The following is a 24,024-nucleotide window of genomic DNA, read 5'->3' as shown; positions in this document are numbered from 1 at the left end:
AATAATACTATGCAGAAAATTGTTTTATCCATATGCGCGATATGCGGAATGCTGTTGTTGCCCATCAGTGCTCAAGAAGTACTGACTCCTAAAGAGGCGATGACCATAGCGCTGGAGAACAACTACGACATTCGCCTTGCCGACAATGCCTTTAAGGCCGATCAATTGGGAGTAAGTGTCGGAATGGCGGGAATGTTGCCCAGTGTAGACCTGGTACTCAATAAGAGCAACAGCATACAAGAGTTGGAGCAGGTTCGCGCCGACGGAGCTGAACAGTCGTCTTCCAATGCCAAAAATAACAATCTCACCTATGGAGTGGCTCTCGATTGGACCATCTTCGACGGCTTGGCTATGTTTGCTCGACACGATAAATTAAAGGAAATTGAAAAACTGGGCGATGCCGAATTGAAAGTGGCAGTGTTAAACAATGTGAGAGAGGTGCTTATTACTTATTACGATATCGTAAAACAACAGCAACAGCTCACTGCACTCGACAGTACTTTGGTGATCTCTGAACAAAGAGTAGAGCTTGCCAACAACCGCTTTACTATAGGGAAGGCTTCAAAGTTGGAATTGCTCAATGCCAGGGTCGATTTTAATGCAGACCAAACCCAAAAGTTGAAACAGAAAGCCTTGTACAACACTACCAAGATAAGACTTAACGAGTTGTTAGGGCGAGATACTTCTACAGAATTTGAGGTGGTAGATGAGATAGATGTAGATAAAGAACTCTTTCTACCCGAATTGGAAACGCTGGCTCGCGAACGCAACCCAGAGTTGTTGGCCGAAGTAATCGGTAAGCAGATTGCAGAACTGGAACTCAAAGAGGTGAAAGCGAGGCGATATCCCTCTATAGTCGCCACAGCAGGTTATAATTTTAGCGAGTCTGAATCCAGTCTCGGGTTTTCCCGTACTTCTACCGCTAAGGGTTTGAACTACGGTTTTGGAGTTAGGATGAATGTATTCAACGGTTTTAGTCAGAACCGCAATGAGAAGATTGCTAAAATAGCCATAGATCAAAGTAAATTGATTATAGCACAGAAGGAGAGAGCTTTACTCGCTCAACTCGAAACAGCATATCAAACCTATCAGACCAACCTGGGACTCATACAATTGGAATATCGGAATGAGACCATAGCCAGAGAGAACCTAGAAATCACCATGGAGAAATACAGAATAGGTACCATACCTACCATAGAATTCCGGACGGCACAGCTCAATTATATCAATGCCCAACTGCGCCATAGTGAAGCTCGATTGCAAGCCAAACTTTCGGAAATTGCACTGAAAGCGATTTCAGGACGGCTCACGCTATAAGTCCAAGCAAATATTTATACCGCAACCACTCCCTTAATGTGAGGATGAGGGTCGTATCCGATAAGCGTAAAATCTTCGAAATCGAAATCGAAAATATTTTTTACTTCCGGGTTGAGCATCATTTTGGGTAGTGGTTTGGGAGTTCTACTCAGTTGCAGCGCTACCTGTTCCATGTGATTTTTGTAAATGTGTACGTCGCCGAAAGTGTGTATAAAGTCGCCTGCCTCATATCCGCAAGCCTGTGCCATCATCATAGTAAAGAGTGCGTAGGAAGCAATGTTGAAGGGTACACCCAAAAAGACGTCTGCGCTGCGCTGATACAATTGACACGACAGTTTTCCATTGGCTACATAAAATTGGAAAAAAGCATGGCAAGGCGGAAGAGCCGCTTTTCCATTGGCTACGTTTTCAGAAAACGACACAGAGGTGTCGGGCATTACACTCGGATTCCAAGCTGATACCAACATCCTTCGGCTATCTGGGTTCTTTTTTAAGGTCTCTATAACATCAGATATTTGGTCTATCTCTTCCCCGTTCCAATTGCGCCATTGTTGTCCGTATACCGGACCGAGTTCGCCGTGCTCATCGGCCCATTCGTTCCATATCCTGACACCGTTATCCTGCAAGTATTTTATATTGGTGTCTCCTTTCAAAAACCACAACAGCTCGTATATAATAGATTTTAAGTGCAGTTTTTTGGTCGTTACCAGAGGGAAGCCCTCACTGAGGTCAAAACGCATCTGATAGCCAAAAACGCTTCTAGTCCCTGTTCCGGTACGATCTTGCTTGTCCGTACCGTTTTCTGTGATGTGCCGGAGGAGTTGATGATATTGTTCCATTAAAAACGGATATGAAATTTTAAGTGGTAAAGTTATAAAATTAATTAGGGAAATAATAACGGTATGCTGCAAATGGATAAATCCTCATCAGGCCTCCTAAAACATTCTTAAAAGCGATGTAGCTGGAGAGATAAGTTTTATTAAGTAAAACGAAAAGATTACTTTTGTGCGTTTCAGACCATTAAAAAGATAAGATGGATATAGTTATCAAGTTGAGCCAGTTTTTGTTAAGCCTTTCACTGCTGATAGTTTTGCACGAATTCGGGCATTTTATTCCCGCGAGATTATTTGGGACCAGAGTGGAAAAATTCTTCCTGTTTTTCGACGTGAAGTTTGCCCTGTTTAAAAAGAAAATAGGTGAAACTGTGTATGGAATAGGCTGGCTTCCCTTGGGAGGTTATGTGAAGATATCAGGGATGATAGATGAAAGTATGGACAAGGAGCAGATGGAACAACCGGCACAGCCCTGGGAATTCCGTTCAAAACCGGCTTGGCAACGACTCATCATTATGTTGGGAGGAGTTACTGTCAATTTTATACTAGCGTTCCTGATATATATCGGTATTGCTTATGCTTTTGGGGATCGCTATATCAGTAATAGCGATATAAAAGACGGGATATGGGTGACAAATAGTGCATCGCTCGATGCCGGGTTTCGCACGGGAGATAAGCTGGTTTCTATAGATGGAAAACCGGTAGAGGATTTCTACGGTTCTATGGAGGCTTTCTTGCTGAGTAAGGAAGTTGTAATAGAACGAGATGGGGCGTTGAAAACTATAGATATGCCAGTAGACTTTATCGATCGACTGATGAAGAGCAGAGAGAATGGAGAAGGAACTTCTGTGATAGGACTGCGCATTCCTTTTGTAGTTATGGGTGCGGAAGAAGGTTCGCCCAATGCCGCTGCATTACAGCCTAGAGATATACTGTTGAGTCTAGGTGGGCAGGAAACAAAATATGCCGATCAGGTAATTGCGCGTATCAGCGAGCTAAAAGGACAAACGGTACCTGCAGTAGTGAAGAGGGAGGATAAAGAAGTAGCAGTAGAGATTGCTGTTTCTGATGAAGGGAAAATGGGAATTTCATACGCTCCTGTGCTCGGGCTTTCAAATATCGAACAGCTTGGAGTGTATAAGGTAAACAGAGTGCAGTACAGCTTTTTCGAATCTATATCTGAAGGCCTCAAACGCGGCAAAGACAGGGTAGTGGGGTACGGCAAACAACTAAAAATGATCTTTAACCCCGAAACCGGAGCCTATAAAGGAGTAGGTGGTTTTAAAGCTATTTTCGACCTCTTTCCACAAACTTGGAGTTGGCAGCATTTCTGGGAAATTACAGCCATACTTTCAGTTATGTTGGGGGTGCTCAATCTACTTCCTATTCCCGCATTAGACGGAGGGCACGTAATGTTCCTTCTGTATGAAATGGTGTCGGGCAGAAAGCCCGGTGATAAATTTATGGAATACGCTCAGATGGCCGGATTCTTTATCCTCTTAGCTCTGGTATTATTTGCCAATGGCAACGATATTTACCGAGCATTGTTTAAGTGAGAATTGTGTGCAAAAATCTATTTTTATTTGATGTGAAAAATAAAAATAATATATATATTTGCACCCGCCTGAATGAGAGTGTTCTTCAGTGATACAGAACCCTCAGGTAAAAAATATTTTCCTCCTTAGCTCAGTTGGTTAGAGCATCTGACTGTTAATCAGAGGGTCCTTGGTTCGAGCCCAAGAGGGGGAGCAGATTTTAAAGCATTAAGTTCTTTTTATAATATTGTAAAAATATTTTCCTCCTTAGCTCAGTTGGTTAGAGCATCTGACTGTTAATCAGAGGGTCCTTGGTTCGAGCCCAAGAGGGGGAGCGATTAAAAAAAGCAGTTTTTCGGTAAGAGAAGCTGCTTTTGTCGTTTAAAGCACTTTCCTCCTTTGGTTGGAGCCGCATTCTGGATGACATTTTCGGTGTCATTCCGACGATTTTTAATGGTTAGTTCGTAGTTCTTAGTTGGTAGTGGTTTTCTGTGTTTTTGTTCTGTTGAAAATTCTTTAATCTTGGGGGGGAGATTCTTCACTTCGCTTTGCTCCGTTCTGAATGACATTGAGCTCTCTCACAGAAAGTTGACGGTGTTCCGAGCATAGTCGAGGGATCTCCGGTTTAGACGATTTGTAGTAAATAGTTCGTAAATTTGCCTTAATAACCCAATAACCCAATAACCCAATAACCCAATAACCCAATAACCCAATAACCCAATAACCCAATAACCCAATAACCCAATAACCCAATAACCGCTGATTATTTCGCAGTATTTTAATTAGCTGACACCTCTTCTCGTCCCCTAGTCCTCTCGTCAATATTTTTTTGAAAAATCCCTGTTTTCAAGGATTGCTCGTCTTGCCGTCATCGTTTAGTTTTGGGTGTTTTTAATAGAACAGCTGAAGTGTGAAAATCGTTTGTGGATGGATTTCATATGTATTGACTTGTGTAATTTTGAACGAAACCTTTAATTTAATTCTAATATGAGAAATTTTTTATTTAGTGCAGCATTGTTGATACTTACATGCCAATTTGCAGTGGCCCAAAACGATACTCGTATCGGTGGAAAACTGATGTACGGAAGTGAGATCGAAAACATTGGAATTGGAGTTACCGCAGAATTTCCGGTTCTCGAAAAATTGGTTATTGCCCCTGATCTTGGATTTTATTTCCCTAAGAAAGAAGGTGGTTATAAATTGAATGCATTTGAGATCAACGGAAACGTAAACTACTATTTTGTACAAGAAGAAAATATCGGGTTTTACGGTATAGCGGGATTAAACTATGCTCACCTGAAAGCAAAATACGATGGGCCAAGTGGTTTTGGAGGTGATGGTGATGGCAACGGAGAACTAGGTTTTAACCTCGGTGCTGGAGCTAATTTTAATGTAGGAAAGAACTTTTTGCCCTTTGCAGAGATCAAGTATGTCCTCGGAGATTTTGATCAGTTGGTTATCGCTGCCGGTGTAAAGTTCAATCTCAACTAAACCCGATCCAAATCGCATAAATAAATATTGCATTTTATGGTATTGTGAGTTGCTAACACCGGAAGTATACAAATGTTAGATTCACATTATTCGTAATTTTGAGTTAGACGGAGTAAAGCTGACAAGGAGGTGGAAATCCTGTTTGTTTGGCTTATTCCGTTTTTCTTTTTAAACAAGGTTTTTTATCGACAGAATGTATAAATTTGTGTGAGATTTGTATATTTGCCGGGCATAACAGCGATGAGCAACTTAGGTTGCTCTTTTAGTTTAGCTTTTGTTTGGGTTGAGCCAAACAACATCTACGGCCTCGTAGTTCAACGGATAGAATAGAAGTTTCCTAAACTTTAGATCCAAGTTCGATTCTTGGCGAGGCTACTATAAAAGAGAAGGGTTTCAAGAAATTGAGACCCTTTTCTTATTCCCTAGAATCTAATAAGTATGAGATTGTAAACTTGAAATAGAGAAAGATATGAGGACGTAATTTCATCTTTTAGGGACCCTAAGTATTGATTAACCGATTAAGTCAATTAATTTATTATCTGTTCTATTTTCTCTATTAACATTTTAAAACGTTCTTCACGAATATAAGGATGTATGTGCATGGCTAATATTTCATCAGCTTGTGGATGGTTTTTAATGGTTTTTAATTCCTCTTTAATGTATAATTGTACGCTTTCTTCGCTTGTTAGTATTTCCTTTACGATTGTAGTTCTGTTATCCAATAAATATATTATGTCCTCGAAATCATGGCTGCCATAAAAATCATTTTTACCTCGGTCTTTAAAGGCTTCTAATTTGGTAGCTAGGAAATAAGGAGAAGGTAATATGCTTATGGTTACACCATCAGGTAATGCTACTCGTTGTATAAATTTGAAGCCTGGTTTGTACCATAAATTTGAAATACCAATACTACTGTCTTCTGCTGGCATGATGTCAATGGCAATGTTTTGGAATTTATAGGAGCAAATGGAATGTCCTTCGGGGTCAGGATAAAAGCCAAGTTCCGCAAGTCTTTCTTGCATTTGAGCCCATTCAGAATAATTTGCCAAATTGATGGCCATGTCAATGTCTGAAGTTGGACGAATTTCCTCCGCTGCGGGGTCATCGGTATATAAACTGATTACGGCTCCACCAACAAAGACCATTTTTTCGTTCAGTTCTTTTAACCCTTCTGCTACTTGAGCAACTAATGCAAGATTGATGACATTGTTATGCATTTTGCATTCTTTTTTCCAGTTCTTTTTTGGCTATTTCTTTTTCTCTAACTCTTCCCACTCTTATAGCATCAACCAAAGTCAGTAATTCATAAAGCTCTTTATCCCTCAAAGAAGCTTCAACAACTGTATGGTATAGTGGTTCTATTGCTTGACCTCTTTCCTGACCTTTAGCATGAGGCCAAACATATTTGTCATTGGCGTGGATTATGTTATTCAAAGGCTCTGCTGAATGTGCTGTTAACAGGCCTCTTACAACGGGACCTGGTTGTTGTGGAAATGCATAGGCTACACCGTGCATTAAGAATTCTTTAAGTGCCAATTTATTTACTTTTTTTCTTGTAGCATCAATCAATCCTGCATATTTGGAACGATTTAATGATTGGCTTACTTCCGATTGGCTTATTTTTAATTCTTTGGCGACTGTATGATGAAACCATGATTGCTTACCCAAAGCTATTATTTTCAGGAGTATTACAATGTCTTGAGGCTTTAAACTGTTTTTAGTCTGTTGCATAATATTTCATATTGCGATATGCAATATTAAGTATTAAAATATTAAAAAACAATATTTTAATGAGATGTATTTCATATTGCGATATGCAATACATTTACTCTAAAGATCGTTTATTTCTTCCTTTTTATGTGTTCTAGTGTTATAGCTACTGTGCTAAAAACAGGTGGGGGAATGGTGTGATTGGGTAAATTCTAAATCAGGGTAGGGCAGTTTGTATTACATTTTCCTTTAAAGCGGGAATTAATTCGTATTGCTACAGTATGCCAACGGTTCCAAATCTTTTATAAAATGTTTCGAGATTTGCTCGGTTGAGGCTACAAAAAAACAGGAGAAGTGATAAAAACTATCGCTCCTCCTGTTTTTATTTTGGGGTAATGAATCGACCAATTTCTAGGTTTATCGGTAAAATAACCCTTTACCCACTACAGCTGGCTGATGTCATCACAAATAGCACTTGTAGCATTGTGAGGGTACACCACAGCCATAACGGTTTCTATTATCCGCCGATATTGAAATTATAGCCAACTCGCAGTCCGATAAATCCGGAGCCCTCGCCGGCTTGAGACAAGCCTTGATAGCGGAGCGATAGATCGATGGAGTTGATCATATAACCGACCCCTACGGCATAGCCAAAGCTATTGTCTGAGGCTGACATACTCCCAATTCCGCTAGCTTTGACCTTGGCCTTATTGAGCGAAAAACCGAGTTGTGGCTCCAGGTATAGCTTGCCTATATGGTGGCGATACAATGCAAAGATGGGGATAATACCGAGTGAAGCGTCGACTCCACTTCCGTTATCTTTTGCGCCAAAGCCCATATAGCCTAGGGTAATACCTAGTTGTCCGCTTTCGTTGAGGTTGTACAATCCTTTTACGGTCGCACCAAAGCCGATGTCGAATGCATCGCCAAAATCGCCCATTGGCATACCGACATCTACACCACCGTTGATAGAGATGTCACCTTTTTGTTGCGCATGCCCATATAGCACGGCCGACAGAGCAAATACTGCTGATAAGATTACTATTTTCATGTTTTTTGTTTAAGGTTTAAATTGATTAAAAATGTAAAGAGTGGACTATCCCTTCGTTCTCTAGATCACAGCTTAGTAATCTGCGGGTAGTGATAGTCTTTGTTGTTTATGTTTTTTGCTATTGATTGTTATTCTGCAGGTGCCACAAATACGAACCAAGCTGTGCTGTCGTTAAAGAGGTCTTCTGCGATGCCGTTTTTCCAGAGCTTGGCGACATTTTGGTTAGAACTGTTTTGTTTTTATCTAACCATCACTCGAATGTTTCGGTGACAAATACCGAAAGGGCTACGGAAAAACCTGTGTCTCCACTTAGTGGCAGTGCCTCGCCATTTTTCCACAGGGTGGCAACACGCGTTGTACTGCTGGATGTTGTATAGCCCGCTACATATACATCACTGCCCGAGACATAGACCGATTCAGCCCGTGCATCATTCGTGCCGTCGCTTAGCTCCTGTGCTTCACCATTTTTCCATAGTGTAGCGACATCGTTTGTACCATTGTCTTCATGGCCCGCTACATAAACATCACTACCTGAGACATAGACCGATTCAGCCCGCGCATCACTCGTACCGTCGGTCAGCTCCTGTACTTCCCCATTCTTCCACAGGGTGGCGACCTCGGTTGTACCGTTGTATTCAGATCCCGCCACATATACATCACTGTCTGAAACATAGACGGACCCTGCATATGAACGTTTAGTTCCGTCAGTTAACTCCTGTGCTACACCATTTTTCCACAATATAGCGACATCGTTTGTACCGTTGTGTTCATAGCCTGCCACATACACATCATAAACCGGTTCAGGTTCTGGCTCGGGATTATCGGGACCTCCATCGTCATTAGAGCAACTAAATGCGACGACGACAAGCATTGCCAAAGCAAGTGCTTTTATAGTGTTTCGCATAAGGTTGCTGTTGGTTGTACAATAAATACTGTTTTTTTTCATCACAATGGTTTTAGTGGTTTATATTCGGTTTGGCTTGTTTTTTCCTAATTATCACTCGAATGTTTCGGCGACAAATACCGATTCGACTGTGATACTATTCGTACCGTCACTTAGCCGAAGTGCTTCCCCATTTTTCCACACGGTAGCTAAAGCATTTTCAGTACCTGCCACATATACATCATTATTCGCTACATAAACTGAAGAAGTAAACACATTGGTTGTGCCGTCGTTTAGCCTTTGTTCTACGCCATTTTTCCACAGGGTGCCGATACTTGATGAGCCATCTTTTTGTACACGTCCCGCAACAAACACGTCGCCACCCGAAACGTATACCGAAGCGGCAAATGCAGCATCGTTAGAATGACTATCGTTACTCAGCACCTGTATCTCACCATTTTTCCACAGCGTGGCTTCCGTAATATTTTCTTCATAAAGATAATCCCACCCAGACACATACACATCGTTATCTGAGACATAGACCGAACTGGCTTGAGTGGAGTAATTGTCTGTTAGCTGCTGAGCTACTCCATTCTTCCACAGAGTAGCGTATTGCGATGATCGGTTGGTTCCCGCCACGTATACATCACTGCCCGCCACATAGACCGAAAAGGCTCTTGCATATTCAATGTCACCATTGAACTCTTGAGCTATGCCATTTTTCCAAAGGTTGGTTACTGTTGTCGTACCGTTGTGTTCATATCCCGCCACATATACATCGCTGCCCGAAACATAGACCGATTCGGCTGACGCATTATTCGTGTCGTCGCTTAGCTCTTGAGCTATGCCATTTTTCCATAGGGTGGCTACTGTTGTTGTACCGTTGTTTACATTTCCCGCCACATATACATCACTGCCCGAAACATAGACGGATTTGGCATTTGAATTTTTAGTGCCATCAGTTAACTGCTGTGCTTCACCGTTTTTCCACAGTGTTGCAACATTATTTGTACCGTTGGATACGCTGCCCGCCACATACACATCATAAACCGGTTCAGGTTCTGGCTCGGGATTGTCGGGACCTCCGTCGTCATTAGAGCAACTAAATGCCACGATAACAAGCATTGCCAATACAAATGCTTTTAAAGTATTTCGCATAAGGTTGCTGTTGGTTGTACAATAAATACTGTTTTTTTTCATCACAATTGTTTTAGTGGTTTTTATCTAACCATCACTCGAATGTTTTGGTGACAAATACCGATTTGGCTTGCGCATCATTCGCACCGTCACTCAGCTCCTGTGCCTCGCCGTTTTTCCACAGGGTAGCCACCATCTTTGTATCTTTCAGTATATAGCCCACTACGTATACATCACTGTCCAAGACATATACTGAATGGGCAAATGTAGAATTCGCGCCCGTGCTAAGTTCTTGTGCCTCGCCATTCTTCCATAGGGTAGCGGTAAACCCTTCACCTTTGCGTGCATAACCCGCTATATATACATCACTACCCGAGACATAGACTGAAGAAGCCCATGCATTATTTATTCCATCGTTAAGCCCCTGTGTCTCACCATTTTTCCACAGGGAGGCAAACCAATTCGAGCCGTTGTGTTCACTAAAAGTGACATATACATTACTCTCTGAGACATATACGGAATTGGCAGATGTATCACTCGTACTGGTGCTAAGCTCCTGTGCTTCTCCATTTTTCCACAGGGTAGCGACATAGTTTGTGCCGTTGTATGCTCTTCCTACGACATACACATCACTGCCCGAGACATAGACCGAATGGGCGAATGCATCATTCAAATCAACATTTAGCTCCTGTACCTCGCCGTTTTTCCACAGCACGGCGAAATCCTTACTTCCAATGGCTTTATATCCTGCCACATACACATCACTGCCCGAAGCATAGACCGAAAAGGCACTACTCCAACTGTCGTTGAGCTCCTGTGCCTCTCCATTTTTCCACAGAGTGGCAATATTTTCAACCTCAGTGCCGTCATTGGCAGATCCTGCCACATATACATCACTGCCCGAGACATAGACCGAATTGGCTTCTGAATAATTCGTGCCATCGCTTAACTCCTGTGCTACTCCATTCTTCCACAGTGTGGCAACATCATTTGTGCCTTTACGTACAAAGCCTACCACATACACATCGTAAACCGGCTCAGGTTCGGGTTTGGGCTCAGGCTTTGGCTCAGGTTCAGGTATATAGGTGTCATCATCATTTGAACAACCAAATGCCACGATAACAAGCATTGCCAAAGCAAGTGCTTTTACAGTGTTGTGCAGAGGGGAATGGTTGTTTATACGGAGCCTATTGTTTTTGTAAGTGTATTTCATCGCTGATTGCTTTGTGTTTTGTGCGGCTATATTATTTGATAATCAGCCCTTTCGTGTAAATGTAAGTTCTATTGTAGACACCTTATCTGTGCCTGGATGTTGAATACTTATGCCCAGTTGTAACTTAGTAGTAGTTAGCGCTGTGATATTCACACTGTTGCTGTCGTCGATTAATTCTTCAAAAAGACCTTCGCCAAACTGAAGTGTATTTCCATCTCTCTGCCATGTGCCGCTTCCAGAAAATCTGTTTCCAGGAAATTCCAGCCGTTGAGTTTCATCGGCTTTTTCGGCGTAGACTATCGTAAATGTACCTCCGCTTCCAGTAACCGTACCGTCGCTGTTGAATGTGATCAATGGACTGTCGAGATCTTTGACCGAGCCTATGGTTGGGATGAGTTCGTCCAAGCCTTCAAAATATCCATCAAAGGTCAAATCGGTCAACTCCCAAGTGCCGACGATGTCGTCGGATACAGGGTCGTCGTCTTCATCTTTTTCACAGCTAGTTGTAAAGAGGGTAAAAGCGAATAGTGCTAAAAAAATAAGTCTTGTTTTTGCTTGTGTATTTTTCATAGTGTTATTGTTTAAGTTGCTTTCTCGCTTACATTTAATTCAGCAAAAATTCTACACGTCTGTTTTTGGCTTTATCAGCTGCCGAATTACCACTTGCAACGGGTTGTGATTCGCCTTTGCCCAGCGTGGTCATCTGTTTGCTGTCTATATTGTGTTTGTACATAAGGTAGGTCTTCACGCTTTCGGCACGCTGTTCAGAGAGCTTCTGATTCGCCGCATCGGAACCATCGCTGTCAGTATGACCGATAATGGTTAACTGTTTAGACGGATTGGTTTTCATCACTTCGCCAATCTCATCCAGAATAGGAAAACTGGAAGCTTGCAAGCTCGCTTTGCCGGTATCAAAGAGAATATCGCTGGTGGTAAAGCTACCTGTTTCCAGTAGTTTATGGCGGGTATCGGCTCCGGCTTCAGATGCCAGAACAATATTGCTTACGTAATAGTTTATATGACTCATATTTACGTTTAGCACTAAAGTGTTGTAATTTTTTCCGGCGAAAGCTCTGGGAAGATCAAGGACTTTTTCATCATCTAGATAAATACGCAGTCTGCTGTCCTGCCTCCAAAGAGACAAGTGCACGGTGTTTTTATCCCTGAAAATTTATCGGTCGATTTCGTTGGACTTTCCATGGATGTTTTACCATCTACTTTTGCTCGACTCTTTAAATAACCGGAAGTTTTATAAGCTGATGTAAGCATGATACTAACAACGTTTTTGACCTTATTGTAATCATATAATTTGCTCCTGTCATCAGCGGCAATGAATAGTAGACTCAAGTTCGTGCTATTGTTGATGTTGTCTGCCCTTATGTCCATTTCCAATGTACTGTTATTAGGGATGGAAGTAATCCCCTCGGGCTTATATAAACCGGTCGAAAGTTTCAACCAACGGGTATTGTCGTTTCCAAAGGTGACGACTTCTCCCCCGACATTGGTATTCCAAGTGCCTGGAAAATCACCTATAGCTACCTTGTTGAACTCCTCCTGGAAAATAATTTTTTTGCCGCGCTCAAAGTCCTTGGCCGTACGAACCACATGATTGTCTTCCCTATCGCTGTTGTTTGTATTGCTATCGACGGTGTTTGCATTTCCCTTTTTAGCCTTTTTGCCTTTTTTCTTCTTAGATTTTTTGTTCTCAAACACCTCGTCCAGTGTTTCATCGGTTTTCTTAGACGACTCCTTTTCTACGCGCCTTTCCACTGTTCGCTCCACCGCCTTTTGAGCTTTTTCTCCCAATTTCTTCAGGAATTGGGCCTGGGAAGACTGGGTTCCCAAGGTTATCATCAGTATAAAAATTAGATATTTCATGATGTTTTGTTTTTGTTTGATGTTTGCTTTGTCTCAGGTTTAGTCCTTAAACTATTAACCCCTTTAAACGATTGATCTTTAGTTATCTCATCTCTGATATTTGCCAGTTCACATTGTCTTTTATGATATCTACAATTTCTGATGAGATGATGTAGTTACCCTCTTCGTCATCTGATGAGTTAATTCTGGCCAGGCCAACGTCCATTCCAGTCCGATCAGGCAAGCCGACGAGTAGCGCATTCATCTCGGGCAGTTTAATCTGGTTGTTATAGCAGTCCAAAAACGACAAGGCGGGATTATTTGACACTTCCAAGCTGGTGAGTGCGTTGTGGTGGCAGTTCAACTCCTTTAAATTGATATTCTCCGATAAGTCTAAGTCTGTGAGTTCGTTGACATAACAATACAAATACATCAATTCGATATTCTTAGATACATCCAAGCTGGTAAGCTGGTTGTAATAACATCCCAGCCTCTTTAGATTGACGTTCTTCGAAACATCCAAGTCTACAAGTTGATTGACGGAACAATTCAGCTCTTCTAAGTTGACATTTTTTGATATATCTATGATAGTGAGAGCGTTATTATCGCAGTCCAACTCTTTCAGGTTGACATTCTTCGACACATCCAAACTGCTAAGTGTGTTTTCTCCGCAGTCTAACCAAGACAATTCGGTACTTTTAGATACATCTAGTGAGGTGACCTCACCCCGTACTAGAAAACCTGTTATTTCCCCGTAGACTGTCACCGTCTGACTCGATAGGGTAAAATCGTAAACTTCTCCATCCCGTTCAGCATCAGAAAAACTTTCGCCATCGTCCTGCTTCTTGTTGTTGTTAATGTCTATCCACACATCGGATAGATTGCCTTCATCTGCTTCTATGAAGTAGAATATCTTCTCGCCGGTTTCTAAGGCCGTTGTAAATTTGATAAAAGGCGTATTGTCTACCGGATCGGGGGACGGGTTGTTATCCTCCTTATTTTCGTCATTTCCATTATTCCCGTCATCCCCGTCATCTTTGGAGCAACTGAATGCGATGACAGCAAAGATTGCTAAAGCAAGCACTTTTACAGTGTTTTGCAAGGGATTGTGGTTGTTTATAAGCTTATTGCTATTTTTTTTTCATAATCATCAGTTTTATCAGTTCTGTAATTCCATACTCGACAGGCACAAGATTAAAACTTGTAGGTGCAGAAGGCAATAGCGAATGAGTGTAGGGGGCATGTCATTTAGTTGTTGAAAAAAGCACGAATAATCACAAAACCCCCTAATACACTCCTTCAACTCCTTTAAAAACTAATTGGAGTTGGTTTAAAATAATTATTTTAAGTTACCTTTGGAGTTTGTAGACTGCTCTACGACAGCGACAATACCCATAGAATTCTTTTGCCTTCTCTTGTTGTAATCAGTTCTTTCGAGCAAATTTTAAATCAATACTGTTAAACAAGTCGAATGCCATTTCATCGCCATAGTCTCCCGTAAGGTGCAAGCTGGTCGCGCTGAGCTGGCGGATGGTGAAATCTCGGCTATCGCCTTGACCGGTCCAGGTAAAGGTGTTTCCATCTCTATGCCACTCTCCCTCATTGAGTATCAATTCCGACTCGGTGGAATTTGTTCCGGTACCTCCTGCAATGGAGGTCTCGACGGTAAAAGTTTTTCCATTACCACTTGTGCTGCCATCGCTGTTGATATTTAGTAACACATTGTCTATGTCTTTCCCTATGGAAGATGCTACAGTGGGGCCAACTTGGGTTTTATACGACAGTGCCGTCAGCTCCCATGTGCCTTCTATACTTCCTGAGGTATTGATTGTGTCGTCATCGCTCCCACAACTCATACTAATGGTAGTTATGAGTAGAATGATCAATACTTTTTTTAATAGCATAATATGTTTCATAATTTTTGATTTTAGTTTAGTGATCTGTTCGCGCTATCTACAATATTGTATTCCTTCACCTAATTGGAATATTTTTCCACTCAACCCATTGGGAGTTCCTCGATCACCGCCAAAGATTCACAACTCATCGTGAAACGACAGACTGCTGGCACCTACCATAGCATCGATAGTGTCACCACTGCTATAATGATGCAGTGTCCAGTCTTGTAGGTTGCTGGAATAATAAATGTCGTTGGTATAGCTTTCAGTGTCTGTGCTGCCACCTATTACCCAAGCTTTGTCGTTGTAGACCGCTACGCTATGTCCGTCAATAGCCGGGAGCCCGGAGACATCTATAGACTGCCATTGTGTGCCATTGCTACTTTTCCACACCGCATTAGTGCGACCGGCTCCCTCGCTTATGCCACCGATGACGTACAATTCATCTCCCAAGCTCAAGGCGTGGTATTTTTTCAGTGCGCCAAAGGCATTGTCGGTCAGTTGTGTCCAAGTTGTACCGTCGTTACTATGCCAAACCACAGTACCGGTACCCGATGCATTCTGGGCGATAAGGTATATATCTGTATCACCTACTGATACTACGGCATGGTTTGCTACCGCACCAAATGGTGGATCTTCGGTTTGTAGTAGCCAATCGGTACCGTTGGTAGTTGCCCAAACCTCGCTACTTGGATTTCCACTGTTGTCTTTTCCACCGATGAGCAACATCTTGTCATTGAAGGTGGTAAGGGTATGTCCTAGTCCAGCTATGGCATCAAGTCCTGTTGTGGGTACAGTTCTCCAATTTTGTCCGTCCGTACTGTTCCACAGCCTTGTATCCGCAGCTTCTCCACTATAGTTGTTTTGTCCGCCAAAGGACCACACAATCCCGTCAAAGACGGTCATGGCATTGTAGGCGAAGTCACTCATCTGATCTTGTTCGGTTCGTAGAAAAAGGGATATACATTCCTGCTGTTGTGGATTGTCATCCTCAGTATCCGAATCGTCGCAGGCTACAAAAAGTACAATACTGCATAACAGTGCTGCGTATTTAGAAGATAAAAAGTGTGTTTTCATATTGTCTAAATGTTTTAAGAGTTTCCTTTTTATGTGTGAAAGGGGAGAAGGTTAACATACAGTGAGCAAAATTTAATATTAGCTGTTGTATCGGTGACTTCCACCTCGTCAATGAGATACTCCAAACCAACTGAATTAATGACACTACACTAGCCAACTATTTATCGTTCTTTTTAACTTGCACTCCCTTCCGATGGTCTTGATTTGCTTTGAATCGATTGTGGGAAACTCTAAAATCAGATATTCTTTCTTTGGATTAAAAGCAATGGGTAAATTTTACACACTTTTTGATACTGATGTCTACACATTCTACACAGAGGAGTGTGTAGTGTGAGATTGTTTTTTGTTTGTAATGATTTGAATATTAGTCATTTGTGTTTGTGTTTTTAAAACGAGTGAGTATGGCAATTATATTGCTATACAGTGGTTTTACAAATTGCTTTATAAAGATGAAAAAGAGTAAAACCAATTTATTTCACACCGGACTTTTGTCGATGTTTGCCTTGTCTTTTACTGCACTGTTGAGCAGCTGCGAGGAGAAGGAAGTAGAGGACGAAGGTATTCCGCTTCCTGTAATCACTTTAGAAGAACAATCCGCTGCCAAAGGATTTCAATATCTCGGCTCTATAGAAGGTGTTGAAGATGTAGAAATTAGACCGCAGGTTGACGGTATACTTGAAAAAATCTACGTAGATGAAGGGGACTATGTCGAAAAGGGACAACCTTTGTTTAAGATAAACCAACAGCCTTATATGGAAGACCTCAAGAATGCACAGGCTAATGTAGAGTTGGAAAAGGCCAAGTTGAGAAAAGCTAAGACTGAACTCGACAGGCTTCAACCGCTGATCGATAATGAGGTGATCTCTGAAGTACAGCAAAAAACAGCGCAAGCCGATTACGAGGTGGCTCAATCTTCTCTTGACAGAGCTCAGGCTCAGGCAGCTAACATGAGGATTAAACTCGATTTTACTATTATAGAGGCTCCCGTAAATGGTTTTATAGGTCGTATTCCAAAATCGGTGGGGAACGTGGTAAAACAGACCGATTCAGAGCCTATCACAGTATTGTCTAATGTAGACGACGTTTACGTTTACTTTTCGATGAGTGAATCAGATTATCTGTATTACGAGCGCATGAAAAAAGATACCACAGCCAAGCGGATGAGCAACGATGTTAAATTGGTGCTTGCCGATGGGTCTATATACGAGCACCCCGGAGTGGTCGATGCTGCCTCTGGGCAAATCAACCGTTCTATGGGATCTATCAGTCTTCGGGCTAGGTTCGAAAATCCCGACACCCTTTTGAGGTCGGGGAATACCGGAAAAATACTTATGGAGCAGATTTTTCCCAAGGCTATTCTTATTCCGCAAAGTGCTACCATGTCGGTACAAGACAAACGATTTGTCTATACACTTACCGAAGACAATCTGGCTAAGCGTCACGAAGTCGAGATCGAAGGGCGATCAGGACAAAATTATATCGTCAAAGGAGTCAATCTGAAAGCTGGAGATCGCATTGTGGTTTCAGGGATTAACAAGGTGACCGACGATACTAAAGTTAAGCCCGTACAGCAGGGTAAATTGTTGTCCGTTAATTAATCAATGCTATTTTTAAGTATAATCCAAACCGCAAACCTGTATTCGTTATAGTTGGGTGTAAACCCGCTGTAATGACTAGGGTTGGCTTGGTTTTAAAATAAAGTCAAAGATTTTCAGATGATCAAAAAAATAATTGAACGCCCGGTATTTACTCTTGTTATTTCTATTCTATTGCTGATTGCCGGGGTATATAGTATTTCAAAACTTCCCGTAGAACGTTTCCCGGAAATTGCACCACCTAGTGTATCCGTTTCGGTGTATTATCCCGGAGCAAACTCAGAAACCCTAGCCAAATCAGTATTACTTCCCTTAGAAGAAGCTATCAACGGTGCGGAGAATATGGAGTATATCAACTCTACAGCGACCAACTCGGGCTCGGGTAGGGTCACCGTATATTTTAAACCGGGTTCTGATCCGGATCTTGCCGCTGTTGAGGTCCAGAACAGGGTTTCTGAGGTGACGGCCGACCTTCCTCTAGAAGTTATAGAAAACGGGATTCAGGTGATGAAGCGAATGAAGGGAACCCTGATGACCGTGAATATTTTTAGTGATGGTACCTACGACGAAACCTTTTTGAACGCCTATACCCGTAGTAATATCAGGAGGGCGATTAAACGTGTTGAAGGTATCGCGAGAGCACAGATTTTGCGTAGGCGTGACTACGCGATGCGAATATGGCTCAATCCGGAAAAAATGGCGATGTACAACCTGACGCCTAGGGATATATACAATCAGGTACGCGACCAGAGTTTTGAGGCTGGTCCGGGGAAATTTGGGGAAAATTCTAAAGAAGTCTTTGAAATTATTATTAAACACGATGGACGTTTCAACGAACCCGAGCAATATGAAAATATCGTTATAAAAACCGAAGAGGGGGGCTTACAACTCAAACTAAAAGATATTGCCCGCATCGAGTTTGGAGCCTCTAATTACACCAGTAGAAACCGATTAGACGGTAAGCCTTCTGTTACTATGGATATCACCCAGCAAAACGGGGCAAATGCTATGGAGATAGACAAGGCCATTCGGAAAGTGATGGAAGAACAAGCCAAGATTTTCCCGGATGGAATGGACTATCAGATTACCTATAGTGTGCGCGATGCTATAGACGAATCCATGCACCACGTCCAGCAAACATTGATAGAAGCTTTTATACTGGTGTTCTTAGTGGTGTTTATCTTCCTTCAAGATGTTAGAATAACGCTGATTACCGCTTTGACCATTCCTATTTCATTGGTAGGTACCTTCTTCTTCTTGCAGATGATAGGAGTGACTATGAATGTGCTCAGTATGTTTTCTATGGTGCTGGCCATTGGTATAGTGGTAGATGATGCCATAGTGGTGGTCGAGGCTATTTACGAAAAAATGCAGCATCACCAGATGACGGCGCGACAGGCGGTCAATTCAGCCCTTAGCGAGATTACCGGGGCGGTAATTTCTATTACGATAGTGATTGCTGCAGTATTCCTACCTGTAGGTCTTATTCAAGGGCCAGTGGGAGTATTCTATCAGGAATTTGCCTATACTATTGTGATTTCAGTATTGTTGTCCGCAGTAGTAGCGCTTACCATGGGGCCTATGTTGTTTATGCTATTCTATAGAAAACGTGATAAAAAGGAAAAGAAAAAAAAGCTGTCTGCTTTTTACAGCCATTCTAAGAGATTAGGAAAAATCAATTCGTTAAAAGACAAAGGACTCAAAAAATTTGATACTCTTTTTGAGAAATTTACTAAAAAATATATATCAGTACTCCGCACGGCTATTAAGTTTAAATGGGCAAGTCTTGCAGGGTTGGGAGTTATTATAGGACTGTTGGTCTTTTTGATGAGTATAACGCCCAAAGGGTTTATTCCTACTGAAGACGATAACTTTTTGCTGTATACTATCTCTATGCCGGAAGGGGCATCCCTAGACCGTACCAATAAAGCTTTGGAGCAGGCGGCGGAAATTCTCAGTAAAGAAGAAGCTGTGGAAAGTGTAAATACGGTATCCGGATTTAATATTGTAGACAACTCTGAGACACCTTCTTCGGGCTTGACCTATATCAAACTAAAGGAGAAAAGTGAAAGAGGGGAGATCCAAGAGGTACAGGAATTGGTGAGATACTTAACAGAAAAACTACAGGTGATAACCGATATACGCAGTATGAATATGTATCCTCGTCCTACTGTACAAGGGTTTGGTAACTTCGACGGAGTGCAGATTATGCTCCAAGACCTTTCAGATGGTGATCTCGGTGAGTTTGGGCAATTGGTAAATGAGTTTATTATCGAATTGACAAATCAGAAGGAGATAGAAAGTGCATTTACCTCTTACAACCCTAATTTCCCGCAATTAAAACTCAATATCGACTACGAAAAGGCCAATGCCTTGGGAGTGAGTGTCAAGGATATGATGTTTACGCTACAATCCAATTTTAGTCGTCAGCGCGTTACCGATCTCAACCGCTTTACACGGCAGTATATGGTGTATATGCAGGCGGATACCGAGTTTAGCGAGAGTCCGGAAACCATCAATTCTATTTTTGTGAGGAACGATAAGGGCGAAATGGTACCGATAAATACCTTTGTAAGCCTTGAACCCGCATTTGGTCCGGAGACCATTAACCGATATAACCTGTACAATGCTGCCAAGATTAATATTACTCCCGCTGCGGGCTATAGTACCGGTGATGTGATGTCAAAAATTGAAGAGCTGGGTGAGGAAAAGCTGCCGGCCAGTTTGAGTTATGAGTGGACTAGTATGAGTTTGGAGGAGAAAAAATCGGGATCGGATGCTATGATTGTATTTATTATCAGTTTTGTGCTGGTGTATTTTATTCTAGCGGCACAATACGAGAGTTTCTGGTTGCCCATGGCAGTATTGCTTTCACTGCCTACTGGTATACTCGGAGTATTCGTATTTATCAACTTAGCTGGAATAGACAATAATATCTATGTGCAGGTGGGTATATTGATGCTCCTTGGTCTGTTGGCGAAAAACGCAATTCTTATTGTGGAGTTTGCCGCGCAAAAGCGAAGGGCGGGAATCAAATTACTCGATGCTGTATTGGAGGCAAGTGCTCTGCGTATCAGAGCTATTGTGATGACCTCGCTGGCGTTTACAGTAGGATTGATTCCGCTGATGTTCTCTACGGGCTCTTCGGCCATAGGGAATAAGTCGGTGAGTATAGGTACCGCCGGAGGAATGTTGTTCAATATTACACTTGGTATTGTAGTTATTCCGGTGTTGACCTATATTTTCCTCAGCTTACAAGACCGCTATTTTATAACGACAGGAGATGATGACGAATAGGTGATTGCCGGAATATACTGTGATATCGTTTGTGGAATAAAATTATTTCCTTTGATATTCGAAATCTAAAAATTAATTTGAAGATTGAAAAAAACAAATAAACCGATGTTGGTAAAAAGTATAAATAAACTGTCTCTAATAGTACTTCTCGCAATAGCTGTAGTGGGGTGTAAGGTAGGAGATCCCTATAAACGTCCCGATCTTGACCTTTCAGAAGACTACTACGGGAAGGCAGATGATACGGTTCCCGCCGATAGCGTTCCACTTGCAAAGATGAAATGGGTAGAGTTTTTTGGAGATTACGATCTCGCCGCCCTAATCGATACAGCACTGGCCAATAATATCGATATGCAAAAGACCATTCAAGTGCTCGAAATGAGCAGACAGGATGTGTTGCAGGCAAGGGCGAGTTTTTATCCAACGGTCGGAGTGACTCCATTGAGCTATTTAAGGGATTACCGTTCTGAAAACTCTGATAAATACGGAAATAGATCCTCCAGAACTCACTCAAGTGACGGTGAAACACCGGCTACTAGTTTGTACACGCAGCAAATGTCACTCAATCCGAGAATAAGCACCAGCTGGGAGTTAGGACTCTGGGGAAAGCTGAGGAGGAAAAAGGATGCTGCACAGGCAGCTTATATGCAGAGTGAAGAATTTAAGAAAGCTGTGCAAACTGCTCTGGTGGCCGAAGTAGCATCGTCTTACTACAATTTGTTGAAGCTAAGAGCTGAACTAGAAGTGGCAGAGCGAAACCTCGACCTCAATAAAAACACCCTGAGAATAGTAGAATTGCAATACGAGGCCGGAGAGGCTACAAAACTCGCTATACGACAAACTAAATCACAGAAGTTGAAATTTGAGGCACTGATACCTCAAATTGAGCGCGAATACGCCATGGAGGAAAACCGATTGAACGGCCTATTGGGTAGAGCGCCGCAAAAGATTGATATTCCCGGACATCTGGATAATGCCGGATTTAAAGGACATTACAATACTGGTGTTCCCCTCGAACTAGTACAAAACCGCCCCGATGTGGCTGCTTCAGAATACGAACTCATTGCGAGTAATGCAGCAGTGGGTATCGCACAGGGTTTGAAATACCCTTCCATTACCATCGATGCAAGCCTAGGGTTAGAGACCTATAAATTATATAAATTATTATCTCCCGTAGAGTCTGCCTTTGCTTTAGTAAACGGCGCAATCTTCCAGCCTATATTCAACCAGAGAAAGTTGAAAACCAATTACAAAAAGGCTCTAGCCAGAAGGGAGATAGCTCAATTGGATTTTAAAAAGACCATGATCAACGCGGTTAGAGAGGTGTCGGATGCAATGATTGCGCTCGATAAGTTGAAAGAGGAGTATGCCTTGACCAAAGAACGCTTGGAAACTACCCAAAAAGGCGTAACCGATGCCGCTCTTTTGTTCCGAAGTGGTTTTGCCAATTATCTCGAGGTGATTACTGCGCAAAGTGACGCACTGGATAGTGAATTAGGACTTATAGATATCAAAATGCAGATATTACATGCCAATATTGAACTCTATCGCAGTCTAGGTGGAGGGTGGCAGTAGTAAACTGTCGATTTTCTAATAATTTTTTTGTCCACCCCCTGTTTTTTGGAGGGTAGGGGTAAATTTCACCCGTGAAATACGATATTCACAAAATCAAAGGGGTTTCTTTGTTAAATTACATTTTACACAACACTTTTTTGATAAAAGAGAATTAGTTTGATTTAAATGCTATTAGCACTTATATTATTCTTGTATTTGTGTTAATTTAGGCGATATTTTCAATGTAGTAATCTTTTGTGAAGTACAGATGTAGAGGTATTCGAAAGTTAATTGTCGCGTCTGTACCTAAAATTTATAGGAGAAGTTATTCCTCTATTTTTTGTGTTAGTGTAAGTGAAAAGAGTCGGGCTGTACCATACATCCGACTCTTTTTTTATTCGATATGCAGAAGTTCGGCTATTCCAAATTGTATATCTCCATAATGTCTTTGAGAAGATTGTCTATATCAATTTTTAAATCGATGAGCTCACCGCTGTGAATGTCAAATACCCAGCCGTGAACTTTTAGTCCACGTTCTTTATAAGCCTTTTGTACTGCAGCTGTCTTGATAAGGTTGATGCACTGTTCTTGTACATTGAGTTCGACAAGTCGGTTATATCGCTCGGTTTCATCTGATATGTCGCTCAATTCCTTTTTGTGTATGCGGTATACATCTCTGATATTGCGAAGCCAAGGATTGAGAATACCGAGGTCTTTAGCTTGTAAAGCCGCCTTTACTCCACCGCAGAAATAATGACCACATACCACTACCTGCTTTACCTTGAGGTGGTTTACGGCATAGTTGACCACAGACATGACATTGAGGTCTATGCTGATCACCATATTGGCGATATTGCGGTGAACAAATACCTCACCCGGCTGGGCACCCATCAACTCTTCGGCACTTACTCTGCTGTCTGAACATCCTATATATAAGATTTCGGGGTTTTGTCCTTTGGAGAGATTTTCAAAATAATCCGGATCGGTTTCCAGTTTTTTTGCAATCCAGTTTCTGTTGTTTTCAAAGACTTTGGATAATTCCATAAGTGAGAAGTGTTATGTTAGCTGCCAAATAGCAAGTGCTATCAACTGGTTATAATAACAAAAGTAGGGGAAAATACCCGATAAACACCAAGTTTTTTGTGATAAAGGGGAAGGGAGCTGTCTCGCAGCCTCGGTTGCTTGTACTTGGGATAAAGTGCTAAAAAAGCAATTTTTAATCGTTTAAAGCTTAACTTTTACTGTATTACTCGGCCTGTCCGATGTCGAGACGGTATATTTTTCCGGTGTCGTCGATGTGAAATTTAAAATAAGTCTTAAAGTCGCCCCATTGATCTGAATGTAATTGTCCGTAGATGTCTTTTCCGTCGTTTTCAACCTTGTCGATAGAGGTAAAGCGCTCGTGACCTATGGCGTGGCTGTTAAAGGCCTTTAAGTCTCTCAAATTGCCGTCGTCGTACAATTCGGCATCGGCCGTGAACAGAGAAGACCAGGCCTCTCTATCTCCTTTTTGCAATGCCTCAAATGCGTTTTTTACAGTGGCATTGATCAATTTACTGGTGTCCATAATTATGAGTTATTT

Annotated in this window: 21 protein-coding genes and 3 tRNA genes; 9 read left to right on the top strand and 15 right to left on the bottom strand. The window is 41.8% G+C overall.

The genetic code is table 11. The features are described 5' to 3' along the window. Positions 1–9: 9 nt before the first annotated feature. Entirely contained in the window at positions 10–1,317 is a 1,308-nt protein-coding gene (locus tag ACYZZR_RS01605; RefSeq protein WP_461532236.1) for a TolC family protein, read from the top strand. Between the two features lie 14 nt (positions 1,318–1,331). Here the strand turns inward: ACYZZR_RS01605 and ACYZZR_RS01600 are convergent, their stop codons facing one another. Beyond that, a complete protein-coding gene (locus ACYZZR_RS01600; protein ID WP_461532235.1) occupies positions 1,332–2,156 on the bottom strand; it encodes a thymidylate synthase in 825 nt (274 codons plus the stop codon). 194 nt (positions 2,157–2,350) lie between these two features. Here ACYZZR_RS01600 and rseP point away from each other — a divergent pair, with 194 nt between their 5' ends. The 5 genes from rseP (at position 2,351) to ACYZZR_RS01575 (ending at position 5,551) form a co-directional block, all read left to right on the top strand. Further along, a complete protein-coding gene (gene rseP / locus ACYZZR_RS01595; RefSeq protein WP_461532234.1) occupies positions 2,351–3,706 on the top strand; it encodes an RIP metalloprotease RseP in 1,356 nt (451 codons plus the stop codon). A 119-nt stretch (positions 3,707–3,825) separates the two neighbouring features. Further along, positions 3,826–3,899: transfer RNA gene (locus ACYZZR_RS01590), tRNA-Asn, on the top strand. A 47-nt stretch (positions 3,900–3,946) separates the two neighbouring features. Next, positions 3,947–4,020: transfer RNA gene (locus tag ACYZZR_RS01585), tRNA-Asn, on the top strand. Positions 4,021–4,672: 652 nt separating this feature from the next. Continuing rightward, positions 4,673–5,176 (top strand): outer membrane beta-barrel protein, encoded by a 504-nt coding sequence (locus tag ACYZZR_RS01580; protein ID WP_461532233.1) that lies wholly within the window; start codon positions 4,673–4,675, stop codon positions 5,174–5,176. A gap of 303 nt (positions 5,177–5,479) precedes the next feature. Then, positions 5,480–5,551, top strand: a tRNA-Arg gene (locus tag ACYZZR_RS01575). Positions 5,552–5,703: 152 nt separating this feature from the next. Here ACYZZR_RS01575 and ACYZZR_RS01570 read toward each other — a convergent pair. From ACYZZR_RS01570 to ACYZZR_RS01515, 12 genes are all read right to left on the bottom strand, one after another. Then, on the bottom strand, positions 5,704–6,393 hold the full coding sequence (locus ACYZZR_RS01570; RefSeq protein ID WP_461532232.1) for a nucleotidyl transferase AbiEii/AbiGii toxin family protein: 690 nt from the start codon (positions 6,391–6,393) through the stop codon (positions 5,704–5,706). Then, complete coding sequence (locus ACYZZR_RS01565) at positions 6,386–6,907, bottom strand: hypothetical protein (protein ID WP_461532231.1); 522 nt, start codon at positions 6,905–6,907, stop codon at positions 6,386–6,388. The genes ACYZZR_RS01570 and ACYZZR_RS01565 overlap by 8 nt, the downstream gene beginning before the upstream one ends. 496 nt (positions 6,908–7,403) lie before the next feature. Continuing rightward, entirely contained in the window at positions 7,404–7,937 is a 534-nt protein-coding gene (locus ACYZZR_RS01560; RefSeq protein ID WP_461532230.1) for an outer membrane beta-barrel protein, read from the bottom strand. A gap of 250 nt (positions 7,938–8,187) precedes the next feature. Then, entirely contained in the window at positions 8,188–8,841 is a 654-nt protein-coding gene (locus ACYZZR_RS01555) for a hypothetical protein (RefSeq protein WP_461532229.1), read from the bottom strand. Positions 8,842–8,934: 93 nt separating this feature from the next. Beyond that, positions 8,935–10,020, bottom strand: a complete 1,086-nt coding sequence (locus tag ACYZZR_RS01550; RefSeq protein ID WP_461532228.1) for a hypothetical protein — start codon at positions 10,018–10,020, stop codon at positions 8,935–8,937. Positions 10,021–10,051: 31 nt separating this feature from the next. Further along, positions 10,052–11,170 (bottom strand): hypothetical protein, encoded by a 1,119-nt coding sequence (locus ACYZZR_RS01545; RefSeq protein WP_461532227.1) that lies wholly within the window; start codon positions 11,168–11,170, stop codon positions 10,052–10,054. Between the two features lie 42 nt (positions 11,171–11,212). Next, positions 11,213–11,740: a hypothetical protein gene (locus ACYZZR_RS01540; protein WP_461532226.1), complete on the bottom strand. Its 528-nt coding sequence runs from the start codon at positions 11,738–11,740 to the stop codon at positions 11,213–11,215. Positions 11,741–11,774: 34 nt separating this feature from the next. Continuing rightward, a complete protein-coding gene (locus ACYZZR_RS01535; protein WP_461532225.1) occupies positions 11,775–12,197 on the bottom strand; it encodes an OmpA family protein in 423 nt (140 codons plus the stop codon). Between the two features lie 74 nt (positions 12,198–12,271). Then, the gene (locus ACYZZR_RS01530) at positions 12,272–13,048 is read right to left on the bottom strand and encodes a hypothetical protein (RefSeq protein WP_461532224.1); all 777 of its coding nucleotides are present in this window, start codon (positions 13,046–13,048) and stop codon (positions 12,272–12,274) included. 82 nt (positions 13,049–13,130) lie between these two features. Continuing rightward, positions 13,131–14,111: a leucine-rich repeat domain-containing protein gene (locus tag ACYZZR_RS01525; protein ID WP_461532223.1), complete on the bottom strand. Its 981-nt coding sequence runs from the start codon at positions 14,109–14,111 to the stop codon at positions 13,131–13,133. 340 nt (positions 14,112–14,451) lie between these two features. Continuing rightward, complete coding sequence (locus tag ACYZZR_RS01520) at positions 14,452–14,943, bottom strand: hypothetical protein (protein WP_461532222.1); 492 nt, start codon at positions 14,941–14,943, stop codon at positions 14,452–14,454. A 117-nt stretch (positions 14,944–15,060) separates the two neighbouring features. After that, the gene (locus tag ACYZZR_RS01515; protein WP_461532221.1) at positions 15,061–15,999 is read right to left on the bottom strand and encodes a Kelch repeat-containing protein; all 939 of its coding nucleotides are present in this window, start codon (positions 15,997–15,999) and stop codon (positions 15,061–15,063) included. Positions 16,000–16,448: 449 nt separating this feature from the next. Here ACYZZR_RS01515 and ACYZZR_RS01510 point away from each other — a divergent pair, with 449 nt between their 5' ends. From ACYZZR_RS01510 to ACYZZR_RS01500, 3 genes are all read left to right on the top strand, one after another. Further along, on the top strand, positions 16,449–17,597 hold the full coding sequence (locus ACYZZR_RS01510) for an efflux RND transporter periplasmic adaptor subunit (RefSeq protein WP_461532220.1): 1,149 nt from the start codon (positions 16,449–16,451) through the stop codon (positions 17,595–17,597). A 117-nt stretch (positions 17,598–17,714) separates the two neighbouring features. Next, entirely contained in the window at positions 17,715–20,891 is a 3,177-nt protein-coding gene (locus ACYZZR_RS01505; protein WP_461532219.1) for an efflux RND transporter permease subunit, read from the top strand. A gap of 105 nt (positions 20,892–20,996) precedes the next feature. Continuing rightward, complete coding sequence (locus tag ACYZZR_RS01500; RefSeq protein WP_461532218.1) at positions 20,997–22,463, top strand: efflux transporter outer membrane subunit; 1,467 nt, start codon at positions 20,997–20,999, stop codon at positions 22,461–22,463. A 396-nt stretch (positions 22,464–22,859) separates the two neighbouring features. Here ACYZZR_RS01500 and ACYZZR_RS01495 read toward each other — a convergent pair whose 3' ends face one another. Both ACYZZR_RS01495 and ACYZZR_RS01490 read right to left on the bottom strand, forming a co-directional pair. Next, positions 22,860–23,486, bottom strand: coding sequence for a carbonic anhydrase (locus ACYZZR_RS01495; protein WP_461532217.1), 627 nt, complete (start codon positions 23,484–23,486; stop codon positions 22,860–22,862). A gap of 202 nt (positions 23,487–23,688) precedes the next feature. Next, positions 23,689–24,009, bottom strand: coding sequence for a hypothetical protein (locus tag ACYZZR_RS01490; protein ID WP_461532216.1), 321 nt, complete (start codon positions 24,007–24,009; stop codon positions 23,689–23,691). Positions 24,010–24,024 lie beyond the last annotated feature (15 nt).

Origin of the sequence: Sinomicrobium sp., from assembly GCA_029266035.1 — a bacterium.
In the GTDB taxonomy this organism is placed as follows: domain Bacteria; phylum Bacteroidota; class Bacteroidia; order Flavobacteriales; family Flavobacteriaceae; genus Sinomicrobium.
The sequence above is the reverse complement of the archived record's forward strand: the minus strand, read 5'-3'. Positions and strand labels throughout refer to the sequence as shown.